Raw genomic sequence first — 22588 nt, 5'->3', positions numbered from 1 at the left:
TGTCAGCGTGCACCCAACAGGTTTAACTCCGACAGGAGCCAATCCGTGAAAGACTTATTGAAGTTTCTGAAAGCGCAAACTAAGACCGAAGAGTTTGATGCGATCAAGATTGCTCTGGCATCGCCAGACATGATCCGTTCGTGGTCGTTCGGTGAAGTTAAAAAGCCGGAAACCATTAACTACCGTACGTTCAAACCAGAACGTGACGGCCTTTTCTGCGCCCGTATCTTCGGGCCGGTAAAAGACTACGAGTGCCTGTGCGGTAAGTACAAGCGCTTAAAACATCGCGGCGTGATCTGTGAGAAGTGCGGCGTTGAAGTGACCCAGACCAAAGTACGCCGTGAGCGTATGGGCCACATCGAGCTGGCTTCACCGACTGCGCACATCTGGTTCCTGAAATCGCTGCCTTCGCGCATCGGTTTGCTGCTGGATATGCCGCTGCGTGACATCGAACGTGTACTGTACTTCGAATCCTATGTGGTTGTTGAAGGCGGTATGACTAACCTCGAGCGTCGTCAGATCCTGACTGAAGAGCAGTATCTGGATGCGCTGGAAGAGTTCGGTGACGAATTCGACGCCAAGATGGGTGCGGAAGCTATTCAGGCCCTGTTGAAAAACATGGATCTGGAAGCCGAGTGCGAGCAGCTGCGTGAAGAGCTGAACGAAACCAACTCCGAAACCAAGCGTAAGAAGCTGACCAAGCGTATCAAGCTGCTGGAAGCGTTCGTGCAGTCTGGCAACAAGCCAGAGTGGATGATCCTGACCGTGCTGCCGGTACTGCCGCCGGATCTGCGTCCGCTGGTTCCTTTGGATGGGGGGCGTTTCGCGACTTCAGATCTGAACGATCTGTATCGCCGCGTGATCAACCGTAACAACCGTCTGAAACGCCTGCTGGATCTGGCTGCGCCTGACATCATCGTGCGCAACGAAAAGCGTATGCTGCAAGAAGCGGTAGATGCCCTGCTGGATAACGGCCGTCGCGGTCGTGCCATCACCGGTTCCAACAAACGTCCTCTGAAATCTTTGGCCGATATGATCAAAGGTAAACAGGGTCGTTTCCGTCAGAACCTGTTGGGTAAACGTGTTGACTACTCTGGTCGTTCTGTAATCACCGTAGGTCCATACCTGCGTCTGCATCAGTGCGGTCTGCCTAAGAAAATGGCACTGGAGCTGTTCAAACCGTTCATCTACGGCAAATTGGAGCTGCGTGGCCTGGCCACCACCATCAAAGCCGCCAAGAAAATGGTTGAGCGCGAAGAAGCTGTCGTTTGGGATATCCTGGATGAAGTTATCCGCGAACACCCGGTACTGCTGAACCGTGCACCAACCCTGCACCGTTTGGGTATCCAGGCGTTTGAACCTGTTCTGATCGAAGGCAAGGCAATCCAGCTGCACCCGCTGGTTTGTGCGGCATACAACGCCGACTTCGATGGTGACCAGATGGCTGTTCACGTACCGTTGACGCTGGAAGCTCAGCTGGAAGCGCGTGCGTTGATGATGTCTACCAACAACATCCTGTCACCTGCGAACGGCGAGCCAATCATCGTTCCTTCTCAGGACGTTGTATTGGGTCTGTACTACATGACCCGTGACTGTGTTAACGCCAAAGGCGAAGGCATGGTGCTGAGCGGCCCGAAAGAAGCGGAGCGTATTTACCGCGCCGGTCTGGCTTCTCTGCATGCGCGTGTCAAAGTGCGTATCACCGAAGAGATCAAAAACACTGAAGGCGAGTCTGTACACCAGACTTCGATCATCGACACTACCGTTGGTCGCGCCATCCTGTGGATGATCGTGCCGCGCGGTCTGCCGTACTCGATCGTTAACCAGCCTTTGGGCAAAAAAGCTATCTCCAAGATGCTGAACACCTGTTACCGCATCCTGGGCCTGAAGCCGACCGTTATCTTTGCTGACCAGATCATGTACACCGGTTTTGCTTACGCAGCCCGTTCAGGCGCTTCCGTAGGTATCGACGACATGGTTATCCCGGCCAAGAAAGCGGAGATCATTGAAGAAGCGGAAACCGAAGTTGCCGAGATCCAGGAGCAGTTCCAATCTGGTCTGGTTACCGCCGGCGAACGCTACAACAAAGTGATCGATATCTGGGCTGCGGCAAACGAACGTGTTGCTAAAGCGATGATGGAAAACCTGTCGGTTGAAGACGTGGTTAACCGTGACGGCGTTGTGGAACAACAAGTTTCCTTCAACAGCATCTTTATGATGGCCGACTCCGGTGCGCGTGGTTCCGCCGCTCAGATTCGTCAGCTGGCCGGTATGCGTGGTCTGATGGCGAAGCCGGACGGCTCCATCATCGAAACGCCAATCACCGCGAACTTCCGTGAAGGTCTGAACGTACTCCAGTACTTCATCTCCACGCACGGTGCTCGTAAAGGTCTGGCGGATACCGCACTGAAAACGGCTAACTCCGGTTATCTGACCCGTCGTCTGGTTGACGTGGCGCAGGACTTGGTAGTTACCGAAGACGACTGTGGTACTCACAACGGCATCATGATGACTCCGGTTATCGAAGGTGGTGACGTTAAAGAGCCACTGCGCGAACGCGTTCTGGGTCGTGTGACAGCAGAAGATGTTATCAAGCCGGGTACGGCTGACATCCTGGTGCCACGCAACACCCTGCTGAACGAGAAGACCTGTGACCTGTTGGAAGAGAACTCTGTCGACAGCGTTAAAGTCCGTTCCGTAGTGAGCTGTGAGACCGACTTTGGTGTGTGTGCAAACTGCTATGGTCGCGACCTGGCACGTGGTCACATCATCAACAAAGGCGAAGCTATCGGCGTTATCGCGGCACAGTCAATCGGTGAGCCGGGTACACAGCTGACGATGCGTACGTTCCACATCGGTGGTGCGGCATCTCGTGCGGCTGCTGAATCCAGCATCCAGGTGAAAAACAAGGGTAGCCTGAAGCTGAGCAATGTGAAGTTCGTAATGAACGCCGCAGGCAAGCTGGTGATTACCTCTCGTAACACCGAACTGAAGCTGATCGACGAATTCGGCCGTACTAAAGAAAGCTACAAAGTGCCTTATGGTGCCGTGATGGGCAAAGGTGACGGTGCAGAAGTTAACGGCGGCGAAACCGTTGCTAACTGGGATCCGCACACCATGCCAGTTATCACCGAAGTGAGTGGTTTCATCCGCTTCGCTGATATGGTTGACGGCCAGACCATTACACGCCAGACCGACGAACTGACCGGTTTGTCTTCTCTGGTTGTACTGGACAGCGCAGAGCGTACCGGTAGCGGTAAAGACCTGCGTCCGGCACTGAAAATCGTTGATGCCAAAGGCGACGACGTGTTGATCCCAGGTACTGATATGCCTGCTCAATACTTCCTGCCAGGTAAAGCGATTGTGCAGCTGGAAGACGGCATTCAGATCGGTGCGGGTGATACCCTGGCGCGTATTCCTCAGGAATCCGGCGGTACCAAGGATATTACCGGTGGTCTGCCACGCGTTGCGGATCTGTTCGAAGCACGTCGTCCGAAAGAGCCTGCAATCCTGGCTGAAATCAGCGGGATTATCTCGTTCGGTAAAGAGACCAAAGGCAAACGTCGCCTGGTCATCTCTCCACTGGACGGCAGCGACGCTTACGAAGAGATGATTCCAAAATGGCGTCAGCTCAACGTGTTTGAAGGCGAAGTTGTGGAGCGTGGTGACGTTGTTTCTGACGGCCCAGAATCTCCGCACGACATTCTGCGTCTGCGTGGTGTGCATGCGGTTACCCGCTACATCACCAACGAAGTGCAGGAAGTTTACCGTCTGCAAGGCGTTAAGATTAACGATAAACACATTGAAGTTATCGTTCGTCAGATGCTGCGTAAAGGCACCATCGTCAGCGCAGGTGGCACCGAGTTCCTGGAAGGCGAGCAGGCTGAAGTGTCACGCGTTAAGATTGCCAACCGTCAGCTTGCTGCTGAAGGCAAAATCGAGGCAACCTTCTCACGCGATCTGCTGGGTATCACCAAGGCTTCCTTGGCGACCGAGTCCTTCATCTCCGCAGCATCGTTCCAGGAAACGACGCGCGTTCTGACCGAAGCGGCTGTTGCCGGTAAGCGTGATGAACTGCGTGGCCTGAAAGAGAACGTCATCGTGGGCCGTCTGATCCCAGCCGGTACCGGTTACGCTTATCATCAGGACCGTATGCGCCGTAAAGCACAGGGTGAAGTGCCAGTTGTTCCGCAGGTGAGCGCGGAAGAAGCAACGGCTAACCTGGCTGAACTGCTGAATGCAGGCTTGGGCGGCAACAACGATTAATCGTTGAATGCACTCGGGATCCGGCTTGCCGGTTCCTTGCCAGATAAACCGCTCCTCCGGGGGCGGTTTTTTTTTGCCCGCTCCGGCAGGGGGAATCTTTGCTACTATGAATAAACCCGAAATAATGGCTAAAATCACCTGCGTGCTATTACAACCAAGGATTGTACAGATATGGACAGCCTGATCACCTTCGAGAAACTTACGGCAAAACACTTGCCTTACCTGTATGAAATTAGATTCTCCGTCGAAGAGAACCCGCTTCACCCTCACCAGATCCAATATCTTCATAGGACCCAGGCACTGGATGATATTAACCAGGGGGGTGGTTGGATTTGCAAATGCGGTGATGATTACGCCGGCGTAGGTTTCGGGCTCTTTATTCCTGAACCCTTGATCGGTGGGCTGTTTGTTAAACCGGAATACCAGTCGAAGGGGATTGGTTCTGCCTTACTGAATGCAGTAACGGCATGGTTATTCGAAAATGGCGCTCAAGAGATCCATCTCACTACCGATCCGGGATCGAAGGCTGAAGCGTTTTATCAGCGGCGCGGGTGGGTTGCCATTGGCAAGGATGAGTTTAGTCAGGCGGAGCTGGTTAAACGTAAAGGTGATAAGTAATGAAAATCAAAGGATTGATAGCATTATTTCTGATGTCTCTGTTTAGCGCTCCACTCTATGCTGGCGTTGATTATTTTTATCTTAAAAAGAGCGATGGCGAGAAGGTTAAGATTACGCTAAAGGCGTTAGAGGCGATGCCATCTTCTTCGATTAAAACCTCTACCAATTTCACTCCTGAGGCCGTTTTTACCGGCGTTGAGTTTGGCGTACTGGCAAAGGAATATGGCCTGACGGGAAGTAAGGTTCGCGCTTTTGCCTGGGATGATTATTCATATTCAATGCCCGTTGCTGAGTTGGCTAAATACAAGGTTATTATCGCCTATAAGAAAAATGGCGAGCTTATGGACGTCGCACAATTAGGGCCTTTTGCGATTATCTATCCTCGTGATAGCCACCCAGAGTTGAACAATATTGATGTGAACGCAAAAACCGTTTGGCAGATAAAGATGCTAGAGGTTAAGTGAAATGAGCAAAAAATTTATCGGGACGCTTGTCGCTCTGGTTGCAGTGTTGGTGCTCTTGGTTTTACTGATTGCCACAAATTTCGGCAATGTGAAAGAGCGATACAAGCAGATTGAGCCCAATCTCGATAATTACTCCGTTGCTGAAATCCTCTTTTTGTCATTTGAAAGGACAAAAACCGCATTGCTGCTGGGCGATGAGGATAACTACGACGCTTTTATGCTCAAAAAGAAAATATTTGCCTCAAAAATTGCCATTCTTGAGGGGCGCTCGACGTTCAGCGATGCTTTTTATTATGATGAAGAATTTATAAAAACCATTGCGGTTTTGAAGCAGCAGTATGCTGAGCTGGATCAACTTAGCGTTGAGTTGTTAAATGGCACCAAAACCAGAGCAGATATACTCTCCTTTATGGACGAGATGGAAATTACCCTGGTCGATATTCAAGAGATAATCTACAAAATACAGATAAGGAATTTCACCGAGGTTAAAGACATCATCAAAGATAATTCAGGTAAAGCCGAGCTGTTTGCTATTATTTCACTGGTGCTGATTTTCTTGATGATGTTCCTGATTTTGAAGCATGCGTTTTCACTGAAGGAGATAGTTAAGAATAAGAATATCTTTATTTCTTCCATTTACCATGAGATAGCCGGCTCAACGCAGGCCATCGTGATTGCGGCAGACATCATGGAGCATGAGTTGGTGCAGGATGAGTTAAAAAAAGAGGCCAGGCTCATCTCGCATCACGGCAATAAAATTGCAGAGCAAACGCGTGAGGTCATGGATTACTCACGGCTTGAAATGGGGGAAGTAAAGGTCAATGATTCTCTGTTTTCACTCAATGAGGTGGTTGACGATGCTGTTGCTGCGGTGGGTGGGGACGGTCGCAATAAATTTATTGTCCGGTATTCGTCTTATTCAGGGGAAGTTCATTCCGATAAATACAAGTTATATCGAATAATCGTCAATCTGTTGGGTAATGCCGATAAATATACCCATTGCGGCTTGGTAATTCTGAATGTGAAGGTTTGTCACGGTCGTCTTTATCTTCTGGTGAAAGATAATGGTATCGGCTTTAACGTGAAAAATATTAACAGATTATATAAAGCATTTAATCAGGGGGTGGAAAGAGAGACGCGCCAGGGGCTGGGCCTGGGCCTGACCATTATAAAGAACTATGTGACCAGGATGAAGGGCACCCTCAGAGTAAAATCTGTTGAAGGTAAAGGCTCGTCATTCCTCATTTGCTTGCCAATAAAATCAGTTGAAAAACAAATGGGAAAGCAACAGTGAAGAAATAATCAGCGGCTTTGCTGGTTTCTCAATCAAATGTACGTCGTAGTTTAATATCATATCGCCGATGTTTTTCTCATAGTGGTGTAACTGGCCTGTCAGGATGATGATTTGTGTATGGGTATCCACTCGATCTTTTATCTTTTCTACGACCTTTTCTGATGTCTCGCCAAAGTCTAACAGCCAATCAAGGATAAAGGCCTCGTAGGTATGTTGCTCCAGGCTATCGATGATTGCTTTTGCGGTTGGAAAAGTCTCTGTTTCGATACCGTAGCGGGTGGTGATTTTTTTTAGCAACTCCAGGATGTCTTGGTCATTGTCGAGGATGGCAATTCTGGGTGCCGGAAGAAAGTCTATTTTCCTGACCTTATACAGCTCTGCGCCTGCGCTTTTATCTCTGCCGGTGTTAATAATAAAAAGATCGTCTTTTCTGAACGCATAGGTTTCCCCGTCCTCAATGCTGTCTACCGGCTTGTCATCAACCTCGATATTGCACCGTTTATGTATGCTGTTCATGATAAACACGCAGTTGTGGGCTCTGCGTCCTTCAAACGATTCATTGAAGTATTGGAATACCCTTTTTACCTCATCGAGAGTGATGCCTCTTTTACCGTCCAGCTTCTGCTTGGCACTGTTATATTGAAGGTTCAGAATGCTTGCCATGGTTGATGCGTGCTTTCTGTCACCCACCCCTTTTTGGGCCAGCAACGTACTGATTGCCTCTGCGTAATTTGGCGTTTTTTTCATGATCACCTCGATTTTTCTGATGTTGACCACGAGCATTTGCTGTCCCGAGGTTGCCTACTGGCTCGATTATAGATGAAGTCAGGATGGCTGCGGCGATATCCGTTTGATTTTCATGAATAAACTCAAATTACACTCAATGGCACTCAAAAAAACACTCAAAAGACATTCACATTTTATCGTTGATATGATTAATTAGCACTTATATGTGCGATTCGCGTTCCTGGGGGGGCTGCCTGTCTCACAGAATAAGCTGCCTGCTCCTGTCTTCAAGCTAGGGGCAGGCAGCAAAAAAAGATACACGGCCGACGCCAGGGCCATTACAGCATCAGGGACTCATCACATCACATCACATCACCGCGGCGCAGGTGGTCACACCTTGCTCGCCTGTTGATATTGTCGCACGCTTTCTGCTACTTCTTCTGGCGCCACTACGCCTTCTTTCCCGACAACGACTGCCTGTGACGTGCCCAGTGCCACAATCCGATCGCCGACACTGAAAGTATGAGTCGCATAAAAGTAACGATCGTCCCAGTGAGTAATGGTCATACTGACTTGATAACGTTGGAAGGGCTGCAGCGCCTTTTTGTAATTCATATTCAGTTGACTGACGATCGGCGACCAACGCCGCTTGAGCATCAGCTTCATTAATCCGGTTCGAATAAACATATCCACCCGATTGAGGTCGCACACCGTCAGGTAGCGGCCATTATTCATGTGCAGATTGATATCGATATCATTTAGCCAAACTCGAGTTTGCAGGGTGCTGGTCAGGTCATCCATTGACATGCGCGCTTTCCAGCGTGACGAGATAAAGATCCAAATCAGTCGCAGGTACAGGTTCATGGTTATTATTCCGCCGGGGGTGAGAGGTTAAATGTGGTCCAACCAGTTGGCTTTGTCAAAATCCCCGAACCACGTTGATGAGTGAGCAAACCGAAAAGGAAGGCCCGGATCGCGCGGGAGGGTATCCGGCACGATCCGGGGATGGGTAAAGCGGGGCCATGGAGAAGGTAACGGCCCCGGCCGGCGCCGGGTTTGGCGGCCGGCAGAGGGACTATAGCCGGTGTGATTTTCGGCACCAGCTTGGTTGATAGACTTTGCGCAGTCTATCTTTGGATTTCCCTGCAATGGTTAATGGATTGCAGCTTATTGCGCGCCACGCCCAAGATAGCCGTCCCAGTCTTTCCACACCGGCTGCAAACCGGCATCGCTAATTGCTTGCGCCACCTGTTGCGGGGTACGGCCATCATGCGGTTCGAACTGCTCCAGTTCAGGCGGCACGTCGTCGGCATAGCCACCGGGTTGTGTCTTGGATCCGGCGCTGACGCTGTTGATCGCCACCGGGATCATATGATCGCGGAAGAACGGGGATTCACGCGTCGACAAAGAAAGTTCCACGTCGGGGGCGAACAGCCGGAAAGCACAGATCAACTGCACCAGTTGCGGTTCACTCATGATCGACGCCGGTTCTATACCGCCGGCGCAGGGGCGCAAACGCGGGAACGAGATGGAATAACGGCTCTGCCAATAGGTTTGCTGCAGGTAGAATAAGTGCTCGGCCAGCATATAGCAGTCGGTGCGCCAACTGTTGGAGAGCCCGACCAGAGCGCCGAGACCGATCTTGTCGATCCCGGCGCGGCCCAGGCGATCCGGCGTGGCCAACCGCCAATGAAAGTCCTGTTTCTGCCCACGGAGGTGATGCTGCAGATAGGTGGCGGGATGATAGGTTTCCTGATACACCAACACGCCATCCAGCCCCAGCGTTTTCAGTTCGGCATACTCTTCCTGCGCCAGCGGTTGAACCTCCATCATCAGCGAACTGAAATGGCGCCGGATCGCCGGAATATGCTGGCGAAAGTAATCCATGCCGACCTTGGTTTGGTGTTCACCGGTGACCAGCAGCAGATGCTCAAAACCCAAAGCTTTAATCGCCAGACACTCGCGTTCGATTTCTGCGGTATCAAGGGTTTTGCGCTTAATGCGATTGCTCATTGAAAAACCGCAGTAAGTGCAGTCATTAGCGCACAGATTAGACAGGTATAAGGGCACATAGAAGCTGACCACGTTACCAAAACGTTGGCGAGTCAGTTGCTGTGCACGTTGCGCCAAAGGTTCCAGATAGTGCGCCGCGGCAGGGGAGATCAATGCCATAAAGTCTTCACGCGTCAGCTTGTCCGCATTGAGTGCACGCTCCACATCCCGCGCCGTCTTACTGTTAATGCGCAGCGAGATGTCGTCCCAATCCAACTGCTGCCAGCGGCGGCTGAAATCATCGGCCATCACAACGTCTCCCCGGCCTGGCTGAGAAAAGCCGTCAGCGGGCTAGAAGCCGCCGCACTACGTTGGCTACTGCCCAAACCGGCCTGACGCGCCAGTTCACCGGCTTCCAATGCCAAACGGAAAGCATGCGCCATCTGTACGGGATCGCGTGCCACGGCGATAGCCGTATTCACCAGCACCGCATCGGCACCCAGTTCCATGGCTTCCAGTGCATGGCTCGGCGCACCGATACCGGCGTCCACTACCACCGGCACTTTGGCCTGTTCGATAATGATCTCCAGAAAGTCGCGGGTGCGCAGCCCCCGGTTGGAACCGATTGGCGATCCGAGTGGCATGACCGCCGCGCAGCCCACTTCTTCCAGCCGTTTGCATAGCACCGGGTCGGCACCGCAGTAAGGCAGCACCACAAAGCCTTCTTTTACCAAGGTTTCCGCCGCTTTCAGGGTTTCTATGGGGTCCGGCAGCAGGTATTTCACATCAGGGTGAATTTCCAGTTTTACCCAGTGAGTGCCGAGCGCCTCACGCGCCAGCCGGGCGGCAAACACCGCTTCGCCGGCGGTTTTGGCGCCAGAGGTGTTGGGCAGCAGGCGAACGCCCAACTGTTGCAGCGGCGCCAGAATGGCATCATTGCCGCCGCGCAGATCAACGCGCTTCATCGCCATGGTGACCAGCTGCGAACCGGAGGCCTGTAGGGCTTCCAGCATCAGCGCTGGGGTGGCGAACTTGCCGGTGCCGGTAAACAGGCGTGAAGTAAAGGTGGTATCGGCGATTTGTAGCATGTCAGCCTCCGGCGATCGCTTGAAACAACAGGATGTCATCACCGTCCTGCACCTGGTGGTTAGCCCAGTCGGCGCGCGGGATGATGGTTTGGTTGATAGCCAGCGCGGTACCCGGCTGGTGGCGTTGCAGTTGCTCCAGCAAAGCATCGACACTCAGGGGCTGCGCCAGTTCCAACGGCTGCTCATTAAGCCGGATCTTCATGCTGCCCCTCCGCATACCGCACAGGTGCTGGCCTGGCTGAGTTGCAAGGTGCTCCAGCTTTGTTGTTTACCGTCGAACAACCGTAGTTTGCCGTTCAGTGGTGAAGACATGCCTGCCAGCATCTTTATCGCTTCCAGGGCTTGCAGCGTACCGATGACGCCGACCACCGGGCCGAGCACGCCAGCGGTGCGGCAATTGCGCTGCGGTTCTGCCTGTTCCGGGTAAAGGCAAGCGTAACAGCCGTGGACATAAGGCGGTTCAATGACCAGCAACTGGCCGCTGAAACCCACCGCGCTGCCGCTGATAAGCGGCTTGTCGGCGCTGATGCAGGCGGCGTTCACCGCATGGCGGGTTTCCATATTGTCGCTGCAGTCCAAAATGAGATCGGCGCGCTCCACGGCGCGGTGCAAGGTTTCGCCTTGCAGCCGTTGCTCCAGCGCAATGGCTTCAACCATCGGGTTCAGTGCCTGTAACTGGCGCTGCGCCAGAGCGGCTTTGCTTTTTTCCACGTCGGGGCTGCGGTACAGGATCTGGCGCTGCAGGTTGGTGGCGTGAAGCGTATCGTCATCGGCCAGCAACAGAGTACCGACGCCGGCGGCAGCCAGATAGAGCGCTGCAGGGGAGCCTAAGCCACCAAGCCCGACGATCAACGCCGTCGAACGCTTCAGTTTCTCCTGACCTTCCGGGCCGATATCTTCCAGCAGCAGTTGGCGGCTGTAACGCAGGAACTCTTGATCGTTCAACATGGCGTTACTCCTTGCCTTCGATCAACTGCAGCAGTTGAGCGGTGGCGGCGCGCCAGTCCGGCGCTTGAGTAATGGCGCTGACCACCGCCACGCTACCTACGCCGCAGGCCAACACGTCGGCCACGCGATCGATACTGATCCCGCCGATCGCCACCGTCGGATAGTCACTCAACCCGAGGATATGGCGTTTCAGCTCTGCCAGGCCCTGGGGAGCGGAAGGCATGTCTTTGGTTTGCGTCGGGAAGATATGCCCCAGCGCAATATAAGAAGGCTTCACCGCAATGGCTCGCGCCAGCTCGGCGTCGTCATGGGTGGAAACGCCCAAACGCAATCCGGCGCGGTGAATGGCCGCCAAATCGGTGGTCTCCAGGTCTTCCTGGCCCAGGTGGACGCCATAGGCATCGTGTTTAATCGCCAATTGCCAATAGTCATTAATAAACAGCCGGGCGTTGTACCTTTTACCGAGCGCAATGGCGGCGGCAATATCCTCTTCGACCTGCTCATCCGGCAAATCCTTGATGCGCAGTTGGATCGTGGTAACACCCGCATCCAGCAGGCGAGCAATCCATTCGACACTGTCGACTACCGGATACAACCCCAGCTTGTGCGGGGTGGCGGGGAAAGGCGTGGTGATATCAGTCATTGCTCAGTTCCTCTTGCAGGTTGCCGGCGCTGGGTAGAGCTCGCTGCCGCGTGAACGGAACTCGGCCGACATTTTTTCCATGCCGGTAAGTTGTACTTCTATCGGTTTAGCGGCTTCCTGCGCGGCGGCATAGTCGCGTACTTCCTGCGAAATTTTCATCGAGCAGAATTTGGGGCCGCACATGGAACAGAAGTGGGCGATTTTGCCGGACTCTTGCGGCAGGGTTTCGTCGTGATAAGCGCGGGCGGTAGCCGGGTCGAGCGCCAGGTTGAACTGATCTTCCCAGCGGAATTCGAAACGCGCCTTGGACATGGCGTTATCGCGGATCTGGGCACCCGGGTGGCCTTTGGCCAAATCGGCGGCGTGGGCGGCAATTTTGTAGGTGATCAGCCCCTGTTTGACGTCTTCTTTGTTCGGCAGCCCGAGGTGCTCCTTCGGCGTGACGTAACACAGCATGGCGCAGCCGAACCAACCGATCATCGCGGCGCCGATGCCGGAGGTGAAGTGGTCATAGCCCGGAGCGATATCGGTGGTTAGCGGGCCAAGGGTGTAGAACGGCGCTTCGTGGCAATGCTCCAACTCTTCGGTCATGTTGCGACGGATCATTTGCATCGGTACATGACCCGGGCCTTCGATCATCACCTGCACGTCATATTCCCAGGCAATTTTGGTCAGTTCGCCCAGCGTGTGCAGTTCGGCGAACTGCGCTTGGTCATTGGCGTCCTGAATTGAGCCGGGGCGCAGGCCATCGCCCAGGGACAGTGAGACGTCATAGGCGGCGCAAATTTCGCAGATTTCGCGGAAGTGCTGGTACAGGAAGTTTTCCTGATGGTGTGACAGACACCATTTAGCCATGATCGAACCGCCGCGCGAGACGATGCCGGTCAGGCGCTTGGCGGTCATCGGTACATAGCGCAACAGTACGCCGGCGTGGATGGTGAAGTAGTCAACGCCTTGCTCTGCCTGCTCAAGTAACGTATCGCGGAACATTTCCCAGGTCAGGTTTTCCGCCACGCCGTTCACTTTTTCCAGCGCCTGATAGATAGGCACCGTGCCGATCGGTACCGGGCTGTTACGCAGGATCCATTCGCGGGTTTCGTGGATATAACGGCCGGTGGACAGGTCCATCACCGTATCCGCGCCCCAGCGGGTGGACCAGACCAGTTTTTCGACCTCCTCTTCGATGGATGAGGTCACCGCCGAGTTGCCGATGTTGGCGTTAACTTTCACCAGAAAATTGCGTCCGATGATCATCGGCTCGGATTCGGGATGGTTGATATTAGCGGGGATGATGGCGCGTCCAGCGGCCACTTCCTGGCGAACGAATTCCGGCGTGATGTTCTCCGGTAGATTGGCGCCCCAACTTTGCCCTGGATGCTGCTGACGCAGGACATCGCCACGGATACGCTCGCGGCCCATGTTTTCGCGGATGGCGATAAACTCCATCTCAGGAGTGATTACGCCAGCGCGGGCGTAGTACAACTGGGTGACGCATTTGCCGGGTTGCGCCTTGCGCGGCCGCGGCAGATGTTCAAAACGCAGGTGATCCAGACCTTCATCCGCCAGGCGCTGCTGGGTGAAACCGGAACTGACGCCATTGAGCAGTTCGGTATCACCGCGTTCAGCTATCCAGCCTGCACGCAGTTTTACCAGGCCGGTATGCACATTAAGTTCAGATTGCGGATCGCCATAAGGACCGGCAGTGTCGTATACCGGAATGGCTTCGTTGGGCTGGTACTGTGGGTTGTCTTTGTCGCCGCCAAGCAGCGTCGGGCTAAGCTGGATTTCACGCATCGGCACCTGCAGATCGTTGCGTGAGCCCTGCAGATAAATCCGGCGTGAATTGGGAAAGGACACGCCCTGAAGGGTATTGATAAACTGCTGGGCTTCTTCGCGTTGCTCTTTACGGGCACGGGGTTTTTTAACGTTAGACATAGCAAGTTCCTACCAGTGTGTTGGGTTGGGAATGTTGCTTGTCTGGAGCTCGGAGGGAGTAATGATGCTGGCCGACAGGGCGGGATTATCCCTGTTGGGATCACCTGCCTGTGGCGATAGATTACTCTTGTTCCCTTCGCGGGTATTAACCCGATCAGGTTCCGCGGATCCCGAATTAACGGTCTCAGCCTGGCCAATTTGATGAACAAATCAGGCGCTAGGCACTCCGACAAGATGCCCCCAGTATAGGAGGGTGAATAAAAAAAACTACAAAATTCTAACGTGCCTGGTCCAGCGCTTTATCCGGCATCGTTTGTTGCCAGGCTTCGGTCGCCAGTTGGATCAGCTTATCTTCCAGGGTAAAACGTGCCGCCAGGGTTTCACCGATATCCGACAATGCCTGATGGAGTTCCAGGCACACATCCTGATCGATATCCACTTCGGTATAGCGATCGTGAAATGCCATAATCTGTTCGGTATTTGCCCACAGTTTGGGGTAGATGTTTACCGACAGCGTCATTTTCGGACTGGATGCGCCTTCCACTTGCTTGATAATTCTGTCATAGATATGAAAATGACCGGCGGAAAGGTAATCCACCAGATTATGGCAAAAGTTCTCCAGCGCTTTTTCATTCAGCGGCGTATGCTTTTCTTTATTCGGTTTGATACCCACGAGGGTGCAATAGGCGACCAGCAATTGCTTGCGAGCCTGAAGCCATTGATCAACTAATTCATTACTACCACCAACGCGCTGAGTCAGGCTTTCCAAACGGTTGAGCATGTTTGACTCCGTAAGTAATAAAACGTAACAGTAAGTTATTAAAATGTTACAAGGCCGATTTGTAGAGTGCCAGTGAAGCTGAGGTTGTGCAACAACGATATGGAACTTGCATTAACGGGTAATGAAAATGGCTGGTGGATTGTCAGCCATGAAAGCAAACTTTGGTTACCAAACGGTGAATTGCCGTGTGGTTTGGCGGCGTCATTCTCCCTGCAGGGGCGGATGGCCAGGGCTATTGGTGAATGGGAAGGGCTGCCGGTCTGGCTGGTGCGTCAGGCGATGCCGCAGGACATGGGCTCGGTACGCCAACTGCTTGAGCTCGATCGTGGACTGTTCCAGCTCGCTGGGCGCGGGGTGCAACTGGCCGACTTCTACCGTTCCCATCGCTACTGCGGTTACTGCGGCCACGAGATGCATCTCAGTCGCACGGAGAGTGCCTGTCTGTGTGGCAATTGCCGCGAGCGCTACTACCCGCAAATCGCCCCTTGCGTGATTGTTGCCATTCGACGTGACGACGAGATCCTGCTGGCCCAGCACGTGCGCCATCGCGGTGGAATTCATACTGTCCTGGCCGGTTTTGTTGAGGTCGGCGAAACGCTGGAGCAGGCGGCTGCGCGCGAGGTAATGGAGGAAAGTAATATTGAAATCAAAAACCTGCGCTACGTCACCTCGCAACCCTGGCCATTCCCGCATTCGCTGATGATGGCCTTTATGGCCGATTACCATCGGGGTGAGATCCGCCACGATCCGAAAGAGCTGCTTAACGCCGGCTGGTACCGCTACGATCGGTTGCCGCTTTTGCCGCCGCCTGGCACCGTGGCGCGCCGCCTGATAGAGGACACCGTAGCCTTATGCCGCGAGCAATAACTCGCTACAATAGCGGCAGATGAATAAGGGAGCCCCATAAATGAATGAGTTGAAGAACGATCGTTACCTGCGCGCGCTGCTGCGTCAGCCGGTGGATGTGACCCCCGTATGGATGATGCGTCAGGCCGGTCGTTATTTGCCGGAGTACAAAGCCACCCGTGCACAGGCCGGTGATTTTATGTCGCTGTGCAAGAACGCGGAACTGGCTTGCGAGGTTACGCTGCAGCCGTTGCGCCGCTTCCCGCTGGATGCGGCCATTCTGTTCTCCGACATCCTCACTATTCCCGATGCTATGGGGCTGGGGCTGTATTTCGAAACCGGCGAAGGCCCGCGTTTCTCCTCGCCCATTACCTGTCGTGCCGACGTGGACAAGTTGCCGGCCTTCGATCCGGAAGTGGAGCTGGGCTATGTGATGAACGCGGTGCGTACTATCCGCCGCGAGCTCAAAGGCGAAGTGCCGCTGATCGGTTTCTCCGGCAGCCCGTGGACCCTGGCGACCTATATGGTGGAAGGCGGCAGCAGCAAGGCCTTCACCAAGCTGAAAAAAATGATGTATGCGGAGCCGGCTACGCTGCACCTGCTGCTGGATAAGCTGGCAGACAGCGTCATTTTGTATCTCAACGCCCAGATCAAAGCCGGCGCGCAGTCGGTGATGGTCTTCGATACCTGGGGCGGCGTGCTGACCGGCCGTGACTACCGCGAATTCTCTCTGCATTACATGCATAAGATTGTCGATGGGCTGCTGCGTGAAAACGATGGCCGCCGCGTGCCGGTCACGCTGTTCACCAAAGGTGGTGGCCAGTGGCTGGAGGCTATGGCGGCCACAGGTTGTGACGCGCTGGGTCTTGACTGGACGACCGACATCGCTGACGCGCGCCGTCGCGTAGGGGATAAAGTCGCGCTGCAGGGCAACATGGATCCTTCTATGCTGTATGCGTCACCTGAGCGTATTGCCCAGGAAGTGGAGACCATCCTCGCCGGTTTCGGTCACGGTGAAGGGCACGTATTTAACCTGGGTCACGGCATTCATTTGGATGTGCCACCAGAAAACGCCGGCGCCTTTGTCGAGGCGGTTCACGCTCAATCGGGCAAATACCATCGCTAAGGACCGGACGTGATAGATACTCAAGCCCTACGCGCGGAGCAATTGCAGCGCGCCTCGGAAGTGATTCGTTACGATGACTTCCAGACCGAGTCGCCGGCCTTTATTGCCGGTGCCGACGTGGGCTTTGAACAGGAAGGTGAGGTGACGCGTGCTGCCATTGCCATCCTGCGCTATCCATCGCTGGAGCTGGTGGAGTACCGGGTGGCGCGTGTCGCGACCACCCTGCCTTACATTCCCGGTTTTTTATCATTTCGTGAATACCCTGCGTTGCTCGCGGCTTGGGAGCAATTGCAGCAGAAGCCGGACTTGGTTTTTGTCGACGGCCATGGTATCTCACACCCGCGCCGTCTGGGCGTTGCCAGCCATTTCGGTCTGCTGGTCGACGTACCGACCATTGGCGTCGCCAAAAAGCGCCTGTGCGGTAAATTCGCCCCTTTGGACGCTGCCACAGGCGCGTTGGCGCCGCTGGAAGATAAAGGCGAGCAGCTTGGCTGGGTGTGGCGTAGCAAGGCGCGCTGTAACCCGTTGTTTATCTCTACCGGCCACCGCGTCGGGGCCGACAGTGCGTTGGCCTGGGTACAACGTTGCATGGCGGGCTACCGTTTGCCGGAACCTACGCGCTGGGCCGATGCCATCGCCTCGCGCCGGCCGGCCTTCCAGCGCTGGTTGCAGCAGCATCCAGAGGTGTCGCAATGACCGATTTCGGGTACACTGCGGCGCAGATAACGCGTAAGAGAGTGAATAATGCTACGTAACCCGATCCATTTACGTCTGGAAAAGCTTGAAAGCTGGCAACATTTGACCTTTATGGCCAGTTTGTGCGAGCGTATGTATCCGAATTACCAGATGTTCTGCCTGCAAACCGAGTTTGGCGATCCGGCGATTTACCGCCGCATTCTGGATTTGGTGTGGGAAACGCTGGTGGTCAAGGACGCCAAGGTCAACTTTGACAGCCAGCTGGAGAAGTTGGAAGAGGCGATACCTTCGGCAGAAGATTACGATCTTTACGGCGTTTACCCGGCTATTGACGCCTGTATCGCATTAGGGGAACTGATCCATTCGCGACTCAGCGGGGAGACGCTAGAGCACGCCATCGCCATTAGCGAAACGTCAATTCGCACCGTGGCGATGTTGGAAATGACTCAGGCCGGTAAAGAAATGACCGACGATGAGCTCAAGGTTTTGCCTGCGGTAGAGGAAGAATGGGACATCCAATGGGAAATTTTCCGCCTGTTGGCTGACTGCGAGGAACGCGATTTAGAGCTGATCAAAGGCTTGCGTTCTGACCTCCGCGAGGCCGCGGTGAGTAATATCGGGATAAATTTAACGCAATAAGGCAAGAAAACGTGATTTAACGCCTGATTTGTCATGCCTTAAGGCTTCACATCCGCACCCTGTCTGGTCTACATTTGGGGGGCGTAAAAAAAGTGGCTATCGGTGCGTGTATGCAGGGAGTGCTGTCAATCGGCATATCCGTCGCACTCGATGCTTTGCAAACGATAAACACACTGTAAGGATAACTTATGAACAAGACTCAACTGATTGATGTAATCGCGGACAAGGCTGACCTTTCCAAAGCACAAGCTAAACTGGCTCTGGAATCCACCCTGGCTGCTATTACTGAGTCTCTGAAAGAAGGTGATGCAGTACAATTGGTTGGTTTCGGTACTTTCAAGGTCAACCACCGCAACGAGCGCACTGGTCGCAACCCGCAGACTGGTAAAGAAATCAAAATCGCAGCTGCTAACGTGCCTGCGTTCGTTTCTGGTAAAGCACTGAAAGACGCGGTTAAGTAATACTGCGTGTTGGTGAAAAGATTAAACAGGGGGGCAATAGCGCCCCTTTTGTTTATCCGACAGGCGCTCATGGTCATCGGCCTTGCCGGTGTCCTGAGTGCCTGCAGCAGTCATTCAGATCCCCCTGCCTTTAGTGCCAGCGGCTTTGTGGCCGACCAGGGCGTTATTCGCCTGTGGCGCAAAGACGACGATCGGCATCGCCCACAGGTGCTGATGAGCGTCTACAGTCCTTATCGCGGTCCGGGCACCGTCACCACGCTGTACGAATACCAAAACGGCGAACTGCGCCAGATTAAACGCACCGATGCCGATGGCGATCGTGACTCTATTCAACTTCGCTTCACCGATGACGGCGAAGTAAGCTTTATGCAGCGTCAACTGGCCACGCGGCGTGAACAACTGACCGCCGATGAAATCGCGCTGTACCAATACCAGGCGCGTCGAGTGCTTGAAGTGAGTAATGCGCTGCGTGCCGGCAATGTGAAACTGCTGCAGGGGCGTTGGCAACAGGGCACGGTGCAAACCTGCGATGGCCAAACGTTGAAACCAGGGCTGGACGGCAGTGCCGAAGCCTGGATTGAGCGTCGCGCCCGCAACAGCAGCCAACCGGTGAATATTGCCTGGTTGGATGCGCCGGAAGGGCGTGAACTGCTGCTGGTGGCAAACGACGATTTTTGCCGCTGGGAACCGAAAGAAGATCAGCTATAAAAAAGGCCCCGCATGGCGGAGCCCTCAGAGATTTTAGCGTTCAGATCATTTGCCGCGTGCAATCGCACGATAGCCAATGTCCTTACGGCAGAAGCTGCCTGGCCACTGAATGCCATCCGCCAATTGGTAAGCGCGTTGTTGCGCCTGAGCCACCGTTTCACCCAGTGCGGTAACGCACAGCACGCGGCCACCGCTGGTCACCACGTCGTTACCCTGCATGCGGGTGCCGGCATGGAATACCTTGCCGTCGGCGCTTTCTTGCTGCGGCAAACCCTGAATGACCTCACCGTTGTTATAGTCACCCGGATAACCGCCGGCTGCCAGTACCACGCCTAACGCAGGACGTTCATCCCATTCAGACGTTTTCTCATCCAGCTTGCCTTCCGCACCGGCCAGGCACAGTTCAACCAGATCAGAGCGCAGACGCAGCATAATCGGCTGGGTTTCCGGATCGCCAAAGCGGCAGTTGAATTCAATGACTTTCGGTTGACCGTCCGCAGAGATCATCAGCCCGGCATAAAGGAAGCCGACATAGGTGTTACCTTCCGCCGCCATGCCACGCACGGTTGGCCAGATAACCTGGTCCATCGCGCGCTGGTGGATTTCATCGGTTACCACTGGCGCCGGGGAATAAGCCCCCATACCGCCGGTGTTCGGGCCTGTGTCGCCATCGCCGACGCGTTTGTGATCCTGGCTGGTGGCCATCGGCACTACGTTTTCACCGTCGACCATAACGATAAAGCTGGCTTCTTCCCCATCCAGGAATTCTTCCACCACGATGCGGTGGCCTGCATCGCCGAAGGCGTTGCCTGCCAGCATGTCTTGCACGGCGTCTTCCGCTTCCTGCAGCGTCATGGCAACAATCACGCCTTTACCGGCCGCCAGGCCGTCGGCCTTGATGACGATCGGTGCACCTTTACTGCGAACATAGGCCAGCGCCGGTTCGACTTCGGTAAAGTTTTGGTACTCGGCGCTTGGGATATTGTGGCGCGCCAGGAAATCTTTGGTGAAGGCTTTAGAGCCTTCTAACTGGGCTGCGGCCTGAGAGGGGCCAAAGATTTTCAGACCGGCGGCCTGGAAGGCGTCAACCACGCCAATCACCAGCGGCGCTTCCGGCCCGACAATGGTGAGGCCGATATCGTTGCTCTGGGCAAAAGTGAGCAGGGCCGGAATATCGGTAGCGGAGATCTCGACGTTCGTAAGACCTGGTTCCAGCGCGGTACCGGCATTGCCCGGTGCTACGTAAACTTTGTCCGCCAGCGGTGATTGGGCTGCTTTCCAGGCCAGCGCGTGTTCGCGTCCGCCGTTGCCGATAATTAAAATGTTCATCAGGTGCTCCACGAAGGGCGTGCGCCGCAGCGCACGCAGCAAAAAGGATTAATGGCGGAAGTGACGCATATCGGTAAAGATCATCGCAATGCCGTGTTCGTTGGCGGCGGCAATCACTTCATCATCACGGATCGACCCGCCTGGCTGGATCACGCAGGTGATGCCAACGGCTGCCGCGGCATCGATGCCGTCACGGAACGGGAAGAAGGCGTCGGACGCCATGGCGGAGCCTTTGACTTCCAGACCTTCGTCGGCGGCTTTGATGCCGGCGATCTTGGCTGAGTAAACGCGGCTCATTTGCCCCGCACCTATGCCGATGGTCATGTTGTCGCGCGCATAAACAATGGCGTTGGACTTAACAAACTTGGCCACTTTCCAGCAGAACAGCGCATCACGCAATTCCTGAGCGGTAGGTTGGCGTTCGGACACTACGCGCAGATCGCTTTCACTCACCATGCCCAGATCGCGATCCTGCACCAGCAAGCCGCCGTTGACGCGCTTGAAGTCCAGAGCGGCAACGCGTTGCTGCCATTGGCCGCAGGCCAGCACGCGGACGTTCTGTTTGGCGGCCAGCAGGGAGCGCGCTTCCTCGCTGATGCTAGGTGCGATAATCACTTCCACAAACTGACGACTGATAATGGCTTGCGCAGTGGCGGCGTCCAGTTCGCGGTTGAAGGCGATGATGCCGCCGAACGCGGAGGTAGGATCGGTTTGATAGGCACGCTCATAGGCTGCCAGAATATCGTCGCCTATCGCCACGCCACAGGGGTTGGCGTGCTTGACGATAACGCAGGCCGGTTCGGCGAACTCTTTCACGCACTCCAGTGCCGCATCGGTATCGGCGATGTTGTTGTACGACAACGCTTTGCCCTGTAGCTGATCGGCGGTGGCGACAGAAGCTTCCTGAACATTCTCTTCTATATAGAAGGCGGCCTGCTGGTGGCTGTTCTCACCGTAGCGCATATCCTGCTTCTTGATGTAGTTAAGGTTCAGCGTGCGAGGGAAGCGACCGGAAGGCTGCTCGGTTTCGCCATGGTAGGCCGGCACCAGCGCGCCGAAGTAGTTGGCGATCATGCTGTCGTAAGCGGCGGTGTGTTCAAACGCCTTGATAGCCAGATCGAAACGGGTGGCGTATTGCAGTGAGCCGTCGTTGTTATCCATCTCGGTAATGATAGCGGCGTAGTCACTGCTCTTTACCACGATGGCGACGTCTTTATGGTTCTTGGCCGCGGAGCGCACCATGGTCGGGCCGCCGATGTCGATATTCTCTACTGCATCTTCCAGCGAGCATTCCGGGCGCGCCACGGTTTGGGCGAACGGATACAGGTTTACCACTACCATGTCGATCGGCTTGATGTCATGTTGGCTCATGATGCCATCGTCCTGACCGCGACGGCCCAGAATGCCACCGTGCACTTTCGGGTGCAGCGTCTTTACTCGTCCATCCATCATTTCCGGGAAGCCGGTGTAGTCGGAAACTTCGGTAACAGGTAGACCGGCATCTGCCAGCAGGCGAGCGGTACCGCCGGTGGAGAGCAGTTCAACGCCACGGCTTGAAAGCGCTTCGGCGAATTCAACGATACCGGCTTTGTCAGAGACGCTGAGCAGGGCCCGGCGGATTGGACGAGGTTGTTGCATGGTTTTATCCCTTGGCTTTGGAGTCGCAATAAAAGAGCGTTACGTGAATTTCCACCTTCTACTCTCTATAAGGAAAGGTTTTTCTCTCTATAAAGGGGGTATCGGGCACAAATTCAGGTAACGCCCCCATAAAAAGGGGAGCGTTTCGTCGCGGGGAATTGTAGCGAAAACGTTTGCGTGGCGCTCGTAAATTTTCCGTGCAAATGGCTTCTGTGGATAAGTTTGTGCACAACAGGGTATAAGGCGGGCTTTTGCTGTGGAATGCAGCAAACGATCGTTTTTGTCGAAAATACCTGTTGCGGCCTGCGAGGAACTCCCTATAATGCGCCTCCATCGACACGGAACATGTGAACAACTTCACAGAGTCTCCGGGGTTCGAAGAGAAAAAAT

At 54.5% G+C, this 22588-nt stretch carries 21 protein-coding genes and 1 riboswitch; of the genes, 10 read left to right on the top strand and 11 right to left on the bottom strand.

The window, feature by feature from the left end; all coding sequences use genetic code 11:
* The first annotated feature begins 45 nt into the window (after positions 1-45).
* The 4 genes from rpoC to AC1RKC_RS23760 all read left to right on the top strand — a co-directional run bounded on the left by rpoC (position 46) and on the right by AC1RKC_RS23760 (position 6642).
* Positions 46-4266, top strand: coding sequence for a DNA-directed RNA polymerase subunit beta' (gene rpoC, locus AC1RKC_RS23775; protein WP_020828743.1), 4221 nt, complete (start codon positions 46-48; stop codon positions 4264-4266).
* A 171-nt stretch (positions 4267-4437) separates the two neighbouring features.
* Complete coding sequence (locus tag AC1RKC_RS23770; protein ID WP_493092782.1) at positions 4438-4884, top strand: GNAT family N-acetyltransferase; 447 nt, start codon at positions 4438-4440, stop codon at positions 4882-4884.
* Positions 4884-5348 carry a putative pterin-binding protein gene (locus AC1RKC_RS23765; protein WP_020828741.1) on the top strand — a complete coding sequence of 155 codons (465 nt, stop codon included), beginning with the start codon at positions 4884-4886 and terminating at the stop codon, positions 5346-5348. The genes AC1RKC_RS23770 and AC1RKC_RS23765 overlap by 1 nt, the downstream gene beginning before the upstream one ends.
* A gap of 1 nt (position 5349) precedes the next feature.
* On the top strand, positions 5350-6642 hold the full coding sequence (locus tag AC1RKC_RS23760) for a sensor histidine kinase (protein ID WP_020828740.1): 1293 nt from the start codon (positions 5350-5352) through the stop codon (positions 6640-6642).
* Here AC1RKC_RS23760 and AC1RKC_RS23755 read toward each other — a convergent pair.
* From AC1RKC_RS23755 to AC1RKC_RS23715, 9 genes are all read right to left on the bottom strand, one after another.
* Entirely contained in the window at positions 6610-7425 is an 816-nt protein-coding gene (locus AC1RKC_RS23755; protein WP_493092783.1) for a helix-turn-helix domain-containing protein, read from the bottom strand. The genes AC1RKC_RS23760 and AC1RKC_RS23755 overlap by 33 nt on opposite strands.
* 333 nt (positions 7426-7758) lie before the next feature.
* Positions 7759-8232 (bottom strand): acyl-CoA thioesterase, encoded by a 474-nt coding sequence (locus AC1RKC_RS23750; protein WP_230090449.1) that lies wholly within the window; start codon positions 8230-8232, stop codon positions 7759-7761.
* Between the two features lie 303 nt (positions 8233-8535).
* On the bottom strand, positions 8536-9669 hold the full coding sequence (gene thiH, locus AC1RKC_RS23745; RefSeq protein ID WP_349526354.1) for a 2-iminoacetate synthase ThiH: 1134 nt from the start codon (positions 9667-9669) through the stop codon (positions 8536-8538).
* Positions 9669-10448, bottom strand: a complete 780-nt coding sequence (locus tag AC1RKC_RS23740; protein ID WP_020828736.1) for a thiazole synthase — start codon at positions 10446-10448, stop codon at positions 9669-9671. The genes thiH and AC1RKC_RS23740 overlap by 1 nt, the downstream gene beginning before the upstream one ends.
* A gap of 1 nt (position 10449) precedes the next feature.
* Entirely contained in the window at positions 10450-10650 is a 201-nt protein-coding gene (gene thiS / locus AC1RKC_RS23735) for a sulfur carrier protein ThiS (protein WP_048759445.1), read from the bottom strand.
* Positions 10647-11396, bottom strand: a complete 750-nt coding sequence (locus AC1RKC_RS23730; RefSeq protein WP_493092784.1) for a HesA/MoeB/ThiF family protein — start codon at positions 11394-11396, stop codon at positions 10647-10649. The genes thiS and AC1RKC_RS23730 overlap by 4 nt, the downstream gene beginning before the upstream one ends.
* Before the next feature lie 4 nt (positions 11397-11400).
* The gene (gene thiE, locus AC1RKC_RS23725; protein WP_187962151.1) at positions 11401-12039 is read right to left on the bottom strand and encodes a thiamine phosphate synthase; all 639 of its coding nucleotides are present in this window, start codon (positions 12037-12039) and stop codon (positions 11401-11403) included.
* 3 nt (positions 12040-12042) lie between these two features.
* Positions 12043-13974, bottom strand: a complete 1932-nt coding sequence (gene thiC, locus AC1RKC_RS23720) for a phosphomethylpyrimidine synthase ThiC (protein WP_493092785.1) — start codon at positions 13972-13974, stop codon at positions 12043-12045.
* A gap of 114 nt (positions 13975-14088) precedes the next feature.
* A riboswitch (TPP riboswitch) is annotated at positions 14089-14213 on the bottom strand.
* Between the two features lie 38 nt (positions 14214-14251).
* Positions 14252-14755, bottom strand: coding sequence for an Rsd/AlgQ family anti-sigma factor (locus AC1RKC_RS23715; protein WP_020828731.1), 504 nt, complete (start codon positions 14753-14755; stop codon positions 14252-14254).
* Between the two features lie 99 nt (positions 14756-14854).
* Here AC1RKC_RS23715 and nudC point away from each other — a divergent pair, with 99 nt between their 5' ends.
* From nudC to AC1RKC_RS23685, 6 genes are all read left to right on the top strand, one after another.
* Complete coding sequence (nudC, locus tag AC1RKC_RS23710) at positions 14855-15622, top strand: NAD(+) diphosphatase (RefSeq protein WP_020828730.1); 768 nt, start codon at positions 14855-14857, stop codon at positions 15620-15622.
* A 40-nt stretch (positions 15623-15662) separates the two neighbouring features.
* A complete protein-coding gene (gene hemE / locus AC1RKC_RS23705) occupies positions 15663-16727 on the top strand; it encodes a uroporphyrinogen decarboxylase (protein ID WP_020828729.1) in 1065 nt (354 codons plus the stop codon).
* 9 nt (positions 16728-16736) lie between these two features.
* The gene (gene nfi, locus AC1RKC_RS23700) at positions 16737-17423 is read left to right on the top strand and encodes a deoxyribonuclease V (RefSeq protein ID WP_048759452.1); all 687 of its coding nucleotides are present in this window, start codon (positions 16737-16739) and stop codon (positions 17421-17423) included.
* Between the two features lie 48 nt (positions 17424-17471).
* Positions 17472-18062 (top strand): YjaG family protein, encoded by a 591-nt coding sequence (locus AC1RKC_RS23695; RefSeq protein ID WP_004953973.1) that lies wholly within the window; start codon positions 17472-17474, stop codon positions 18060-18062.
* Between the two features lie 188 nt (positions 18063-18250).
* Positions 18251-18523, top strand: a complete 273-nt coding sequence (gene hupA, locus AC1RKC_RS23690; RefSeq protein WP_012004757.1) for a nucleoid-associated protein HU-alpha — start codon at positions 18251-18253, stop codon at positions 18521-18523.
* Between the two features lie 69 nt (positions 18524-18592).
* Entirely contained in the window at positions 18593-19231 is a 639-nt protein-coding gene (locus AC1RKC_RS23685) for a DUF1481 domain-containing protein (RefSeq protein WP_020828727.1), read from the top strand.
* Between the two features lie 45 nt (positions 19232-19276).
* Here AC1RKC_RS23685 and purD read toward each other — a convergent pair whose 3' ends face one another.
* Together purD and purH are read right to left on the bottom strand one after the other, a co-directional pair.
* On the bottom strand, positions 19277-20560 hold the full coding sequence (purD, locus tag AC1RKC_RS23680; protein WP_493092786.1) for a phosphoribosylamine--glycine ligase: 1284 nt from the start codon (positions 20558-20560) through the stop codon (positions 19277-19279).
* A gap of 48 nt (positions 20561-20608) precedes the next feature.
* Positions 20609-22198: a bifunctional phosphoribosylaminoimidazolecarboxamide formyltransferase/IMP cyclohydrolase gene (gene purH / locus AC1RKC_RS23675; protein ID WP_128865722.1), complete on the bottom strand. Its 1590-nt coding sequence runs from the start codon at positions 22196-22198 to the stop codon at positions 20609-20611.
* Positions 22199-22588: the final 390 nt, after the last annotated feature.

This window comes from Serratia sp. GW822-FHT06E05 (assembly GCF_058799445.1).
The sequence above is the reverse complement of the archived record's forward strand: the minus strand, read 5'-3'. Positions and strand labels throughout refer to the sequence as shown.